Here is a 14,604-nt window from a genome sequence, read left to right on the forward strand (position 1 = left end):
TCATTTCCCGTGGCGATAGTGGCTTTAATACCAAGAATTACAGGTCTCGATCCCCAGTTTGTCCACAGGGAATTCCACAGCTGTTGATAACGCAAAACCAGGCGCAAAGGTCGCGTTCAAATGTGAAATCTTCTTGCATAACAACATCTTAGGGGTTGAGACGAATAAGAGGGGGAACCAATCCAGACCTCCTGATTCAGATCATAATAAGTACCACAATCCACATGAACTGTAAAGATGAAAAACCAACCTTGGGCAATCGCGCGAATCGGTTTTACAATCCGCCGCAAACTCGATCGCCCTGGTCCAGATCCATCGTCGTTGGCGGGATATCCGGCGCGGGCGGCGGCTCTGCGTCATCGTCGTCGCCTCCGCCCTCAATCGGCTGGTCAAAGCGGTGGGTAAAGCAGCGCGCCTCCAGCGGCCCGAGCAAAATCGTGGGCGCCAGGCCGAAGTACTCCTCGCGGGTGATGTGTTGCCAGGCGCGGCAATCCTCGCAGTCCGATCGGTGGAAGGTCTGGACGAAACCCTGGGTGTACACATCGTAGATCGTATAGCCCAGCGGGTACTCCTTGGTGCTGGGCGTCTCGATCAGCGGCACGACGCGGCCGTCGGCAGTCAGGTAGGGATCGACCGCCGCGCGGTGGCTGTGGCCGGAGAGTACGGCCAGCACCTGCGGGTGTTCGTCGATCAACGCCAGCAGTTTCTCGGCATCCTGGCCCAGGCCCCAGGCCGGCACGCGTACCGCGTGATGCAGGAAGATCAGCGTCGGCGTATCCGGCGCGGACTGAAGCTGCGATATGAGAAAGGTCATGGTCTGGTTGGACAGGCTCGGCGCGCCGCTGAGCGGATCGACCGAGTCCAGCAGGATGAACTTGACCCCCTGGTATTCAAAGCTGCGGTTGGACGACTCCAGCCCCAACATGCTCAGGAACAGATCCCCGTCCTCGCCGGGCCGGTCGTGGTTGCCGCGCAGTTCCCAGATCGGCAGCGGATAGCCCGCGGTCAAGTCCAGGTAGGCCTGGTACTCCTCGGCCCACGAGTTCGAGGTCAGGTCGCCCTTGATCACCAGCAGCTCGGCGCCGGCGTCCGAGGCGCCGTTGAGCGCGGCCGCGTTGGAGAACAGCCAGTAGGGGTTCTGCGGGTCGGGCCAGGTAAAGCCCGGAGTGAGCACGATCGGCCCCAGTTGCAGCAGTCCTGCGGTGGACTCGCCGATGTGCATGTCGTTGAGCGTGCCGAAGCGGAACAGGAACTCGCCGCCGGGCTCGTTCAGGGTCTGGAACCAACCCGGGCTCAGCTCGTCCAGGGCCGCGGTTTGGCCGCCGCAACGGATCTCATAGCTGTAGGCGATTCCCGAATTCAGGCCGCGAATGTCCGCGCGGTGGTAGATCGCGGAATCGGCCTCCTCGTACACCTGGTCGTAGTCTGCCGAAGAAAAGCCGTAGCGCACCGATCCTGCGCAGGGCTCGTCCGTGGTCCAGCTCAGGGTGACCCAGTCCAGGCCCACACTCACCAGCTCGGCCTCGCCGATCTCCAGCGCTGCGCCCGGCGCGGCGCTCAAGGTCAACACAGCCAGGCAGGCGGCGGTCGCTACCAACAGTCTGTATCCGCTCATTGCTTTTCCTCCGACGGACGATTATGCACTGCGGCCGTAAAAAATTGTATCGATTTGACTTAATTCCCACACAGGGGGGTATGATTCCTTGTTAACTCGATAATTCTGGGGTTAAGAAAAGGAGAGAAAAGAGATGAAGCGTTACACGATGCTGATCTTCGCCCTGATGCTGACGTTGGCCATGGTACTGAGCCTGGCGGCAATCAGTGCCTGTGGCGGCGACGACGACGACGACGATGACGACGACCTGGTGGACGACGACGACGACGACCTGGTGGACGACGACGACGACGACGATATCGACGATGACGACGACGATGACGACGACGACTTGCCGTTCTGGGAAGTCGACTTCGACTCCTACACCGTCGGCGCCCTGCCCGCACCGTGGGTCGTGACCGTCACCAACGCCACCATCGACGTATCCGCCCTGTCCAAGGCCGCCTCGGGCAACGCGATGCACATTGTAGACACCAGCACGGCAGACGGCGACGGCGGAGCAGCCACCCACCCGCTGAGCAACCCCGAGCTGGCCGCCGCGTTCAACCTCGAGTACGAGATGGCGATGACCGCGGGCAACGCCATGGGATTCGGCATGTACATGACCGACACAACCTACGGCGACCTGGATTACTTTTATGTGGACTACGAGGTCGGCAAGCTGACCTCGCTGGGCGAGGACAACGGCGGGGCTTACCAGGACTGCGCGACCTTCGACCAGACCCAATTCCACGTGGTCACCCTCGAGATCAACCCGGTGGCGCGCACCTATAGCGTGTTGCTCGACGGAGCGGCCACATCTTGCACCGGCAAGCAGTTCTTGGATTTCTCGCCCTACAGCGTGACCAACGGACCGCTGGTCGGACTGCACGTCTTTGCCTACGACGGCGACGGCTGGAACGGCACGGGCTTCGTGGACAACATGCAGGCTTACGCGACGGTCGACTGATCCGACTTGCATTGGCAAACCACAAGGGACGGGGCATTGGCCCTGTCCCTTTTTTTTCGTCCGGCATTTTCGACATGGGGGCAAGGCTCGCATAGTTCGTTGGTCGTAATGCAACGATCCACCCCCATCTTCCGTCGTGGGGAAGGTCGTCGAGCTACGACCATGGTTCGCTCGCGAATTTTGCTGCGGCTCCAAGCCGCCTGTAGAATGGCGGCCGATGTCCGTTGAACAACCTCAAGCCGGCGAGGCGGCGCAGAGTACGCATCGGCCGCGGATCCACATTCATCGTCCGGCCTGGGCCGGTGTGATGAGCGTAATGCAGATCGGCTGGGGCCAGTTCTACAACGGCCAGCTGTTCAAGGCGGCCTGGGTGTTCCTGATCGCTCAGGCGCTCTCGGTGCTTGCGGCGCTGCTTGCCGCGCGTTCGGGACAGCCGCTGTATCTGCCGGCGCTGATGTTGCCGATGTACGCCTTTGCCGTGGTCGAATCGGTGATTACCGCGCGGGCCATGGGCCCGCTGCACGAGCGTTGGGTGCCGCGCTGGTATTGGCACCTGCTGTTCGTGGTGCTGACCACGCTGTTGGACACTGCGGGCTACGTGGTGGTCAACGAAAACGTGCTCAAGTACAGCAAGATCCCCTCGACCTCGATGCTGCCCACGCTGACCGTGATGGACGTAATCGCCGTGGACCGCACGGCCTATCAAGACCGCTCCCCGCAACGCGGTGAGATCGTGGTTTTTCGTCCGCCGGACGGATCGGACGAGGAATGGGTCAAGCGCGTGATCGGCGTGGGCGGCGACGTGGTGAGCCTCGACCCGGACGAGGGGTTTTTACGCGTCAACTACGAGCCGCAGCTCGAGACGCCTTTGGGCGTATGGGACGCCGGGCTGTGCGGCGACGTTGAGCAGATCTATCTGCGCTTCCGCGTATCCGCGCCGTGGGGCGAGTACGAAATCCTGCGCTCCACCGACATGCTGCCCGAGCCCGAGTTCAACGTGCGCGTGCCGCAAGGGCAGCTGTTCATGATGGGCGATTGTCGCGACTACTCGCAGGATAGCCGCATTGTCGGACCGGTGCCCGTGGGAAACGTGGTCGGTCGCGCCGTGTTCATCTATACATCCTTTGACATGTGCCGCTCGCTGCCGCTGCCCGTGCCGCGTCCGGGGCGTACCCTGCGCAGGCTTTAAGCGTGGCGCGATCGCGGCGCTCGCTGCAACCGACACTGCGCTACGCCGCGCGCCTGGCCGCGCTGCTGTTCGTGCTGCTGCACTTGGTGTTGCCGATGCTCGACACCCTGGCGGGCTGGGACCGTCACGAGACCATGCTCGAGCTGGTGGGCCAGGCCGATGTTTACCGCGCGCTGTTCTACGCCCTGCTCCCGGCTGCGGGATTGATGCTGCTGCCGCGCATTGAGCGGGCCGCGCGCTTTAGCCGCGGCTGGACGATCTTTGCCGTGATTTGCGGATTGGGTTCCGCTGCCGCGTATTTGGCCGCGCCGCGCTTGTGCCGTGCGGGCCTGGAGATGCAAGAGCTGCCCGCGTGGGAGTGGCTCGCGGCGCTCTACCTTGGAATCAACGTCAGCGCCGCCCTGTGGCTGCACAGCGGATCACGCCTGGACGCCCGCGAGACGCGGCTGTTGCTGCGCGGCTACGGAGTTGCGGATTTGCTGCTGCCCAGCGGGCTCTACGCGGCGTACGCTGCTGCGCGCGGACGCTGGATAGCGGCGTTGCGACCGATCGGCGCGGGCCTGGTCTGCGCGCTGTGCCTGCTCCCCTGGCTGCTCGATCCGCTGAGCGTCAGCGTATTGCCGCGCGTAAATCCGGCATTGGAGCAGCTGGCGCCCGGCGCCTTCTTCCAAGTGCTGGTCGATCCGGCCGACGGATCGCTGATCGCGGTCGACCGCCAGGAGCAGAAGATCGTGCGCCTCGATGCGCGCAGCGGGGATCGCATCGAGTCCGAGTCCATCGCGCCCAGCGCGGTGATGGCCCTGGCCCTGGACGAGCACAACGGCGAGCTGCTGATCTGCGAACCGCCGCGAGCCAAGACCCTGGTGCTCGACGCGCGCAGCCTGAAGCTGGTGCGCAGCGTGGACTGGGACCGGCGTGTGGGGCGGCTGCGGATGCCCACGGGCTGCCGCACGCTGCTGGCGCACGATCCGGCGTTGCTGCTGGTCTCGTGCATCGACGGCACGATCCGCCTCGATCCGCAGGGTCGCGTGGTTCTCGCCTCCCACGGCAGCGGGATGTTTCACGACGCGGTGCTCGACCCGCAGCGCGGGGTGCTGCATTTGCTGCACGCGGTGCCGGGCCTGCTGCTGACCCTTGACGCGGCCACCCTCGAGCCGCTGCGCAGCCTGGCGCTGCCGCCCTCGGGCGAGCGCATGGCGTTCGACCGCGCGGCCAACTCGCTGTTTATCAGCTTCCCGTTGCGCGGCCAGGTGCTGCAGATCGATCTTGCAACCTACGCGGTGCAACGCTCGATCCCGGCCTTCCCCGGGGTGCGGGCCCTGGCCCTGGACCTTGAGCGCGGCCTGCTGATTTGCGGCGGACTCTCGCCGCTGATCGAGCTGCGAGGGATTGCCGACGGCGCGCTGCTGGCGCGGCTGGTCGGTCCCCAGTGGTTGCGCTGGATCGAGGTCGATCCGCGGCGCGACGCGGCCTACCTGACCTCGGGCGAGCACGGCCTGTGGCGGTTGGACCTGGCGCGGGCGCTGGACTCCGGCAGCGGGCGCTACGACCCGTTTTACGCGCTGCTGGGATCGGCCGGACGCCTGGCGCAATTCGCCCTGGGCTGGGACCAAGATCCGCTGCAAAGCGTGGATTGGGGCAATGCCGAGATTTACGATCCCTCTGTGCCTGAATCGGAACAAGGGTTGTAGGGTAGCGCGATGTCACGCAGGACGTCACTGGCGCTGATCACGGCCGCGGCAATCGCAGCCATTGCGCTGTGGTGCTGGTGGGTGGGGTTCGACAACCCGCAGATCATCCCCCGGCCCCACGTTGCGGCCTGGGACACGCTGAGCCTGAGCCTGGGGCTGAACGGTGTAGACGTGGCTCCGGGTGCGGCAGCCACGGCGCACAGTCCGCTGATCTGGGCGGCCGGGGCGCTGCAAAGCGTACTGGGTCACAGTTGGGGAACGCTGTGCGCGGTGCAGATTTTGCTGCTGATCCTGCTGGTGCTCGCATCGGCCGTGTTGGCCTGGCAATTGGGCGGACCCGGCGCGGGCGCGGCTGCGGCCTGGGCCGCGGCGTTGGCCCCGGCGAGCGTGGGCTGCGCCGTGAACCTCGACGACCTGCTGTGCATTCAGGCGCTGATCACCCTCTCGCTGGCGCTGATCGCGTTGGCCGGACGCGCGCGTCTGTGGTGGCTCGGGCTGCTGAGCGCGCTGCCGATGCTGCTGCTGCTGCGCTGTAGTTTGGTGTTCTCCAACGCGGTGCTGGCCCTGGCAAGCTTTTGCTGCGGCGCTTCGGCCCTGATCTGGCTGCTGCACACGCGCGCCAAAGATCCGCAATCGTCGGGCAAGCGCGGCGCAATTGCGGCGCTGATCGGCGCGGCCTGCGCGCTGCTACTGGGTCCGGTGCTGATCCCCGGGTTGCAGATCCATTACCTGTTTGGGCAGGCCCAGGGCGAGCAGTACCCCGGGTTGCTTGAAAACCCCCTGGGCGCGCTGGCCCCGGCAGTGGTCTGGGCCTGGTTCCAGGTCGGATTGCCCATTGCCCTGGTTGCGGTGGTTTCCGCCGCAGCGCTGCTTGCCAAACGCCAATGGCGCACGGCATTGGTGGCACTGGCCTGGCTTGGCGTGCCGCTGTTGCTTTTAAGCCTGATGACCAAGCGCCGGGACAATTATCTAATCAGCATGCTGCCCGCGACATACGTGCTGGTAGGGCTGGGGATCGGATTGCTCGGCCGTCGTGCGCAATTCGCCGGGCTGGCCGCGTTGATCGCGGCCGCGGGCGGGCTGTGGGCCTGGCAGGTCAGTCCGCAGGGCCAGGGCGCGGCCTCGATCAACCCTTGGGACGGGTTGGAGGATCCGTCCGTTCAATATTTGCTTGATCCGCGCGCGAACTCGGACAACTACAGCACGGTTGCCCGGCAACTGGCGCAGGAGAGCTCGGCACGCGGGTTGCGGCTGCTGTTCGTGCGCATCGATCTGGCCGACGGGCTCTACGCGCTGCACGCCTGGCGCGCGCATCCGGACGTGCTGCCCCTGGACCTGATCCGCGGGCCGGACTGGGACGCCGCGCCCGGCGTTGCAATCTGGACCGGCGACCAGTACGCGGACTCCCTGGCCCTGGCCCTGGGGCAATTCACCGTCGAGGCCACGGCCCGCGACGCGCTGATCGACCAGGCCGCCCTGGGTCGACTGTTGCGCTTAAGCGCCGCTGCCGATGATTACAATCCGCTGACCAGCGCGGGTGGCTGGACCCTGTTTGTGCCCGAAGATAAATGACGCGCCGCGACAAAAGGGCTTTAAAGACTTGACTTTAGCCCATTGTCAACCGATATTCCCCACCATGGAACACGAGCTGGAGCCAACGACGCCGATGCGCGTACGGATATTGATCAACGCCAATGCCAAGGCAGTGCGTTACGGCCGTATCCCGATCGAACTGTTCAATCGCTATCTGTCCGATCGGGTTTCGCTGCGCATCACCGAGGCTGTGGACCAGATCGACGACGCGATCAACGAGTGCTGGGAGAGCGACCAGCAAGTGGTGCTGCTGGCCACGGGCGACGGCGGATTGCACCGTTTTCTCTCGAGCTTCGTCAAGGTCTACGGCCAACGACATCTCGAGGGGGGCGCGCTTAAACCGCTGCCGGTGTTCGCCACGTTGCGCACGGGCACGGCCAACCTGATCACCGGCCTGCTGGGGGTCAAGGGCAAGCCGATCATCGCCATGCAGCGGCTGTTCGACCGGCTGTACGAGGTGCGCTCCACCGCCGACCTGCCGCTGATCAAGCAAAAGCTGCTGGCGGTCTCCGACGGCATCCAGGAGCGTTTCGGCTTTATCGCGGGCACCGGACTGCTCTACAACTTCTTCCTCGAGTACTACCAGGGCACGCGGCACAGCCTGCTTAAGTTCTTCAAGATCTTCTCGCGGATGCTGCTCTCGCTGTTTACCGGCACCGGCTATCTCAACCGGCTGCTGACATCAATGGAGGCCCGGTTGCAGCTCGACGAGCGCCGCTCCAGGCTCTCGCAGTGGAAGATGATGGCCGTGAGCACGGTGGAGACCCGCGTGGTCTTTTTCCGTGCGTTCAAGCTCGACCGGCTGGCCGAGAAGGTGCACGTCAAGGCGGGCAACCCCTCGCGCCTGGCGATCATGCGCAACCTCCCCAACCTGCTGCTCAACCGTTCGCTCAAAGGACGCGAGTTGCTGGACCAGCTGGCCCGCCGCGTGCACTACGAGCGCGAGACGGAGTTTGGCTACACCATCGACGGCGAGCTGTACAACGCCTGCTCCCTGACCCTCCAGGCCGGCCCCGAAGTCTGCTTCGTGCGGCTTTAAGGCGGGGGAGGGGCGTTGCTCAATGATTATCGCGGTGCGCGAGTCTTGTGGCGGCTCCAAGCCGCCTACGCGGGGTGGGTCGATGTATTACGACCATCGAACTACGCGAGTTTTGCAGCACCTCAAAGGTGCCCGGCTCAAAGCCGGGCGCGGGGTGAGTCGTTGCATTAGGACCAGAGAAGTATGCCAGCCGGGCGCTCGCGTGTTTTGTTAGAACGCGATTCCGGCGGTTACCAGGAATGAGATCGGCAGGTAGCCCATGACGATTTCAACGTCTTGGTCGTCCTTTTCCCATTGCAGCGGCTGGATCGAGAACAGCAGGTCCGCGCGGCCTTGTGCGCCGATGATGACCGAGTAATCCTTGGTGCGGTAGACCGCGCCGTCCACGCCCAGGGCGCCCCAGGGGCCAAAGCCGGTGCCCGAGGCGGTCTCGTCGGCCTTCTCGTCGGCAAAGCCCATCCAGGCGATGGACGCGCCCAGCAGCCAGTAGGGCATGACCTTGCTGGTCTCGAACATCGGGCGGCCGAATCCGGCGGAGCCGCGAAAGATTTTCATCGTATAGTCGAACTCGGCGTCGTCGAGGTCCTCGTCTTTGTACTTGATCTCGGCCTCGCCGCTTTGCGAGGCGTAGCCCAGGTCGAAGCGCACCAGGAACTTTTTGGCGAACAGCGTGCCGTGGGCGCCGATCCAGGGGCCGAATCCGCCGATGCCGTAGAACGAGGCGTCCTCGTCGCCGGCGTCGACGTTGGCGTAGGGGATCACGCCGTAGAGGTAGGTGCCCAAGTCGAGCCCGGCCATGAAGTCGTAGCGCTCGGAGAAGTCGCGCGCCACGGCGTTGCCCGACGCGGCGAGCAGGAAAATTACCGTTGCAATCAGTGTCATTTTACGCATTGCAAACCTCCTTGCACTACGCCCAGCCTAAAGCTACGGCGCGTGGCTACTCCACGGTCACGCTTTTGGCCAGGTTGCGCGGCTGGTCCACGTCGGTGCCTTTGATGTCGGCCACGTGATAGGCGAAAAGCTGTAGCGGGATTACGGTCAGAAACGGCGAGAGGATCTCGGGCACGTCGGGAATCAGGAACAGGCTGTCGGCCAGCTCCACGGCTTGCTGATCGCCCTTGGCCGCGACCGCCAGCACCTTTCCCTCGCGCGCCTGGATCTCCTGCACGTTGCTCAGCATCTTGTCGTAGGTCTCGGACTTGGGCAGCAGCACCAGGCAGACCATCTGTTCGTCGATCAGGGCGATGGGCCCGTGCTTCATCTCGCCGCCGGGGTAGCCCTCGGCGTGCAGATAGCTGATCTCCTTGAGCTTGAGCGCGCCCTCAAAGGCGATGGGCACGTTGAGCCCGCGCCCGAGAAACAGGTATCCGCGCTGGTTGCGATACTGCCGCGCCGCGTGGCGGATGTAGCCCTCGGAGGCGAGGATCTCCTCCATTTGCACCGGCAGGCGGGCGATGCCCTCGAGGTAGCCCACCACCTGCTCCTCGTTGAGCATGCCGCGCACGCATCCGATGTGTACGGCCAGCAGGTAAAGCACGGCCATTTGGCAGGTGAAGGCCTTGGTGGAGGCCACACCGATCTCGGGTCCGGCGTGGGTGTAGATCACCGCGTCGGCATCGCGGGCGATGGTGCTATCGATCACGTTGCAGACCGCCACGGTTCGCAGCCCGCGCAGCTTGGCCTCGCGCATTGCAGCCAGGGTGTCGGCGGTCTCGCCCGACTGGCTGACCAGCACTACCAGGGTCCGCTGGTCGATCACCAGGTCGCGGTAACGGAACTCCGAGGCCAGCTCGACGTCGGCGGGCATGCGGGCGATGGTCTCGAAAAAGCTGCGTCCGACCATCCCCGCGTGGTAGGCCGTGCCGCAGGCCACCAGGCAGACGCGTTCAATATTGTCGAGGATCCCCGGCGGCAGCTCCTGCTCGTCGAAATAGACCGAGTGTTCGGCGAAGCTCAGCCTCCCCGAGAGCGTGTTGACCAGCGCCACGGGCTGCTCGAAGATCTCCTTGTGCATGAAGTGCTTGTGGCCGCCCTTCTCGGCGGCGATCGGATCCCAGCTTAACTGCTGCGGTTCGCGCTGGATCGGCTTGCCCTCGGGGCCGAAGATCTCGATCGATTCGCGGGTGACCACCGCCAGCTCGCCGTCCTCGAGGAAATCCACACGCCGGGTGAACGGCAGCAGAGCCGCGGCGTCCGAGGCGATCAGGTTCTCGCCCTCGCCGTAACCCACGATCAACGGGCTCGAGCGCCGTGCGGCGATCAAGGTGTTGGGCTGCGATGAGCAGCCGATGACAAAGGCGTAGGCGCCCTGCAGCATGTTGACCGCGGTGCGCACCGCGTCGACGAACCCGCGTCCCTCGCTCAGCTCCTGGTCGATCAGGTGACTGACGATCTCGGAATCGGTCTCCGAACTGAACTTGCGCCCTTTGGCCTCGAGGCTGCGGCGCAGGCTCAGGTAGTTCTCGATGATGCCGTTGTGCACCAGCACGATCGAGCCTGCCTGGTGCGGGTGAGCGTTCTCCTCGGACGGTTTGCCGTGGGTCGCCCAGCGGGTGTGGCCCATGCCCACGCTGCCCTCGATCGGCTGCGCGGCGAGGCTGTTGACCAGCTCGTTGATCTTGCCTACGCAGCGGCGGATTTTGATCTCGCCGTCGCCGAGCAGGGCTACTCCGGCCGAGTCGTACCCGCGGTATTCCAGGCGACGCAGGCCATCGAGCAGCACCTCGTTGGCCTGACGTTCGCCGACGTAGCCGACTATTCCGCACATGGGCGTCGGACCTCCCGTAGCTGGATCAGGACTTCTTGTCGGGCGCGGGCTTTTTCTCGTCTTCTTCCTGCTTTGCCTGCTCGCCCTGCTCGATCTTCTGTTGGCGGACGATCCGCAGCTTGCGCCAGCGGTCGACCCAGCCCTCTTTGGTCTCTTGGCGGGCGCGGGTCATGCTCAGCGCTCCGGCGGGCACGTCGTGGGTGATCGTCGATCCCGAGCCGACGTAGGCGCCGCGATGGATTTTGATCGGGGCCACAAGCTGGCAGTCCGACCCGATGAACGCCTCGTCCTCGACAAGGGTCTGATATTTGCCCAGCCCGTCGTAGTTGCAGGTGATCGTGCCCGCGCCGATGTTGACGTTCTGTCCGATGTTGGCGTCGCCGATGTAGCTCATGTGATTGACCTTGCTGCCGGCGCCGATTTTGGATTTCTTGATTTCGACGTAGTTGCCGACGCTCGATCCAGCGGCCATGTCCGCTCCGGGGCGCAGGTGGGCGTTGGGGCCCACGGAGCAGCCGTGCCCGACGCTGGCCTCCTCGATCACCGAGTGCGGCCGGATGCGCGCGTCGTTGCCCACGGTGGAGTTCTCGATGTACGAGCCGAGCATCACCTTGGTTCCCTTGCCGATGCGGGTGTTGCCGCGCAGGTGGACGACCGGCTCGATCACCGAGTCCTGGCCGATGCGCACGTCGGCGTCGATAAAGGTCGTGAACGGATCGCGGATCGAGACGCCGCGCTCCATGTGGCCGTTGTTGATCTGGTTGCGCATTACCCGTTGCGCCGAGGCCAGGTCCGAGCGCGAGTTGACGCCCAGCCCCTCGGCGGCATCGTCGAGGCACAACGCCTGCGCGGGCAGACCGCGCTCGACCGCCAGGGCGATCATATCGGTCAGATAGAACTCCTTGGCCTTGCCCTTGCCCTTCTTGAAGTTGGACTCGAGCTTTTTAATGCCGTTGAACAGGTAGCGCCCCTGGAACATGTAGATGCCGGTGTTGACCTCGTCGATCTCGCGCTGCTTGGGCTTGGCATCGCGGTATTCGATGATCTGCTGGAACGCGCCCTCGTCGTCGCGCACGATGCGGCCGTAGACCCCGGGCCGGTCAAGCTGCATGCTCAGCACGCTCGCCGCGGCCTCGGCCTTGGCGTGGCTGCGTTGCAGCGTGCGCAACGCATCGCGCGAGATCAGCGGCACGTCGCCGCTGAGCACAAGCACGTTGCCCTTCCAGGATTTTAAATAGCGCTGGCACTGGAGCACGGCGTGCCCGGTGCCCAGCTGCTTATCCTGCTCAACGTACTCCAGTTGGAGTTTGCCGCTGCGCAGGCGCTCGGTGATCGCCTGCTGCACCTTCTCTTTTTGGTGGCCGACCACGATTACGACCTTGGCCAGCCCCAGGGCGGCCAGCGTGTCCAGGGTGTACATAATCATCGGTCGACCGGCGATCGGATGCAGCACCTTGGCCAGTTCGCTCTTCATCCGCTCGCCTTTGCCGGCGGCCAGTAAAATTGCCATGGTATTTTTCATGATCTGGGCTCCCTTATCTCTGGACTGGGGTCAATAGACCTCGTATTTACCGTCAAGTTGCGCAGTGATCTGGCGTACCGGGATCACGCGGAACAGCTCCTCGATTGTGGTTATCCCCTGCTCGACCTTGAGCAGGCCGTCGCGCATCAGCGGCCTCATGCCCGATTCGACCGCGGTCTCGAGCATCTCGTCCATCGAGGCGTTGACCACGATCTTCTTGCTCAAATCCGAGTCGATGATCAACAGCTCGAACAGGCCGGTGCGGCCCTTGTAGCCGGTGTTGTTGCACAGGCTGCAACCCTTGCCGCGCTTGAATTCGACCGGCCCCAGGTGCCTCTCGAGCATCGCCAGGTGGGTCGGGTCGGGCTGGTAGGGCTCGACGCAGTTGGTGCAGATTTTGCGCACCAGGCGCTGGGAAAGCACGCCGATCAGGCACGAGGCGATCATATTGGGCTCGATTCCCAGGCTGCGTAGGCGCGGGATCGAGCCGATCGAATCGTTGGTGTGCAGGGTCGAGAGAATCAGATGGCCGGTGGTTGCGGCCTTGAGCGCCACATCGGCGGTGTCCACGTCGCGGATCTCGCCGATCAGCAGGATGTCCGGGTCGTGGCGCAGAAACGCCCGCGCCAAGTCGGCGAACCCGAGCTTGCCGCTGATCTGTTTCTGGTTGACGTAGTCCAGGGTGTACTCGATGGGATCTTCGGCTGAGAGGATCTTGTTGTAAGGGGTTTTAATTTCCTTAAGCGTGGCGTAGAGCGTGGTCGTCTTGCCCGAGCCCGTGGGCCCGGTGACCAGGATGAACCCCTGAGGCGAGTTCACCAGTTTGCGGTAATTAACTAAATCATCGGAGGTGAAACCCAGCAGCTCAAGATCGATCGGCGCCATGGACTTGTCCAGCACGCGCAGCACGACATCTTCGCCCGCAGGACCCGGCAGGATGCTAACCCGGAACGGAACGTCGTAATCTTCGCGATTTCGCAGGGTTCGCAGGAGGATCCGGCCGTCCTGCGGCGAGCGGTGCTCGGAAATGTCCAATTCGCTCATCACCTTGAAGCGCGAAATCACCTCTTCGACGTTCTCCTTGTTGATAGGAGTATCGATGCGGTAGAGCATGCCGTCGATTTTGTAGCGTATCATCACCTCTTTACGGAAGTTCTCGAGGTGGATGTCCGTGGCGCCGCGGCGCAGGCCATCGAGCAGCAGATGGTTGACCAGCTCGATGATCGGGCGCTCTTCCTGGTCGAGATAGCCCACGGGCTCCAGGCCGCGGATGCGCGAAAAACCACCGACATCACGGGACAATTCGAGATGCGGTTCGTCGATCGGCTTGGGCGGCGCCCGGCGGCCGGTATGGTCGGCGTCGAGCCGCTGGGCATCGTCGTGCTCGACCAGCAGTTGGCCCAGGCCGTATCCCATGTTCTGGGCCCGGCTGGCCTCCTGGGTGCTTAAGGGAACGATCTCGACTTTTCGCGGTGAAAACTTACGGTTTAGGTGATCGAGCACCACCAGATCGCCGGGGTCGACCATGCCGATTGTGATCGTATCTTTGGACTGCTTGTCAACTTTTCCCAGAACGACCACGCCATTGGTCAGACTGAACAAATGCGGCAGCAATTGCACCGATTCGGGGTCAATCAGGTGATCTTTGACTTCCATCGTGATTCTATAAAAGCCTTTAATATCAGCACATTGCCGCCACAGACAGCGCATATTATCGAGCGCTTCGAGTCCAAAGGTAGCATAAAATGAAATAAAATCAAGTGTAAACTAAAATCTGTCAGTGTTTACGCTCACCGCACGAGCTGGCTTTGAGCCGGCTTCGAGCCGCAGCAAAACCCGCGGCACCTTTGAGGTGCTGCAAAACTCGCGTAGGCGGCTTGGAGCCGCCACAAGACTCGCGGCACCTTTGAGGTGCCACAAAACTCGCGTAGTTCGCTGGTAGTTGACCAACGATCCACTCCGCGCCCGGCTTTGAGCCGGGTGCAGGGCTCGCGTAGTACGCTGGTCGTTAGGCAACGATCCACTCCGCGAATAAGCATTGGGGAGATGGGGGTAAAGATCGTTAAAACGATCTTTGTGTGTAGGCTCGCCGGTAGTATTGGCTCGAGATTAACTAAAACGATTCACCATGCAACCCTTGGCATTCCCTTCGACCCTCGAGTCTTAGACGCGACAAATGGTTTTAAAGAGCCTGGTGCCGCTTATTGACGCTACGGATAGCACGTCTTTTAGCCCAACT

General features: G+C 63.4%; 10 protein-coding genes. 5 read left to right on the top strand and 5 right to left on the bottom strand.

The annotated features are described in order from the left end of the window. Positions 1 to 274: 274 nt before the first annotated feature. A complete protein-coding gene (locus P9M14_04295) occupies positions 275 to 1,615 on the bottom strand; it encodes a metallophosphoesterase family protein (protein ID MDP8254946.1) in 1,341 nt (446 codons plus the stop codon). A gap of 133 nt (positions 1,616 to 1,748) precedes the next feature. Here P9M14_04295 and P9M14_04300 point away from each other — a divergent pair, with 133 nt between their 5' ends. The 5 genes from P9M14_04300 (at position 1,749) to P9M14_04320 (ending at position 8,076) form a co-directional block, all read left to right on the top strand. Next, a complete protein-coding gene (locus P9M14_04300) occupies positions 1,749 to 2,564 on the top strand; it encodes a hypothetical protein (protein ID MDP8254947.1) in 816 nt (271 codons plus the stop codon). Between the two features lie 217 nt (positions 2,565 to 2,781). Next, positions 2,782 to 3,753, top strand: coding sequence for a signal peptidase I (lepB, locus tag P9M14_04305; protein ID MDP8254948.1), 972 nt, complete (start codon positions 2,782 to 2,784; stop codon positions 3,751 to 3,753). Between the two features lie 2 nt (positions 3,754 to 3,755). Continuing rightward, positions 3,756 to 5,444 (top strand): hypothetical protein, encoded by a 1,689-nt coding sequence (locus P9M14_04310; protein ID MDP8254949.1) that lies wholly within the window; start codon positions 3,756 to 3,758, stop codon positions 5,442 to 5,444. Between the two features lie 9 nt (positions 5,445 to 5,453). Further along, the gene (locus tag P9M14_04315; protein MDP8254950.1) at positions 5,454 to 7,016 is read left to right on the top strand and encodes a hypothetical protein; all 1,563 of its coding nucleotides are present in this window, start codon (positions 5,454 to 5,456) and stop codon (positions 7,014 to 7,016) included. Between the two features lie 64 nt (positions 7,017 to 7,080). Continuing rightward, positions 7,081 to 8,076: a hypothetical protein gene (locus tag P9M14_04320; GenBank protein MDP8254951.1), complete on the top strand. Its 996-nt coding sequence runs from the start codon at positions 7,081 to 7,083 to the stop codon at positions 8,074 to 8,076. 210 nt (positions 8,077 to 8,286) lie between these two features. On the opposite strand, the gene P9M14_04325 is transcribed toward P9M14_04320, so the two are convergent. Genes P9M14_04325 through P9M14_04340 form a run of 4 tightly spaced genes read right to left on the bottom strand, consistent with a single transcriptional unit; the run spans position 8,287 to position 14,021 of the window. Then, positions 8,287 to 8,967 carry a hypothetical protein gene (locus P9M14_04325; GenBank protein MDP8254952.1) on the bottom strand — a complete coding sequence of 227 codons (681 nt, stop codon included), beginning with the start codon at positions 8,965 to 8,967 and terminating at the stop codon, positions 8,287 to 8,289. A gap of 46 nt (positions 8,968 to 9,013) precedes the next feature. Then, on the bottom strand, positions 9,014 to 10,843 hold the full coding sequence (gene glmS, locus P9M14_04330; protein ID MDP8254953.1) for a glutamine--fructose-6-phosphate transaminase (isomerizing): 1,830 nt from the start codon (positions 10,841 to 10,843) through the stop codon (positions 9,014 to 9,016). Positions 10,844 to 10,868: 25 nt separating this feature from the next. Further along, positions 10,869 to 12,365, bottom strand: a complete 1,497-nt coding sequence (gene glmU / locus P9M14_04335) for a bifunctional UDP-N-acetylglucosamine diphosphorylase/glucosamine-1-phosphate N-acetyltransferase GlmU (protein ID MDP8254954.1) — start codon at positions 12,363 to 12,365, stop codon at positions 10,869 to 10,871. Positions 12,366 to 12,395: 30 nt separating this feature from the next. Next, positions 12,396 to 14,021, bottom strand: coding sequence for a GspE/PulE family protein (locus tag P9M14_04340; protein ID MDP8254955.1), 1,626 nt, complete (start codon positions 14,019 to 14,021; stop codon positions 12,396 to 12,398). Between the last annotated feature and the right edge of the window lie 583 nt (positions 14,022 to 14,604).

Source organism: Candidatus Alcyoniella australis (genome assembly GCA_030765605.1).
Lineage (GTDB): Bacteria > Lernaellota > Lernaellaia > JAVCCG01 > Alcyoniellaceae > Alcyoniella > Alcyoniella australis.

Bases quoted from the DNA above. Each gene is read 5' to 3' on its own strand.
- P9M14_04295 (MDP8254946.1), bottom strand. From the start codon at position 1,615: ATGAGCGGATACAGACTGTTGGTAGCGACCGCCGCCTGCCTGGCTGTG.
- P9M14_04300 (MDP8254947.1), top strand. From the start codon at position 1,749: ATGAAGCGTTACACGATGCTGATCTTCGCCCTGATGCTGACGTTGGCC.
- lepB (MDP8254948.1), top strand. From the start codon at position 2,782: ATGTCCGTTGAACAACCTCAAGCCGGCGAGGCGGCGCAGAGTACGCAT.
- P9M14_04315 (MDP8254950.1), top strand. From the start codon at position 5,454: ATGTCACGCAGGACGTCACTGGCGCTGATCACGGCCGCGGCAATCGCA.
- P9M14_04320 (MDP8254951.1), top strand. From the start codon at position 7,081: ATGGAACACGAGCTGGAGCCAACGACGCCGATGCGCGTACGGATATTG.
- P9M14_04325 (MDP8254952.1), bottom strand. From the start codon at position 8,967: ATGCGTAAAATGACACTGATTGCAACGGTAATTTTCCTGCTCGCCGCG.
- glmS (MDP8254953.1), bottom strand. From the start codon at position 10,843: ATGTGCGGAATAGTCGGCTACGTCGGCGAACGTCAGGCCAACGAGGTG.
- glmU (MDP8254954.1), bottom strand. From the start codon at position 12,365: ATGAAAAATACCATGGCAATTTTACTGGCCGCCGGCAAAGGCGAGCGG.
- P9M14_04340 (MDP8254955.1), bottom strand. From the start codon at position 14,021: ATGGAAGTCAAAGATCACCTGATTGACCCCGAATCGGTGCAATTGCTG.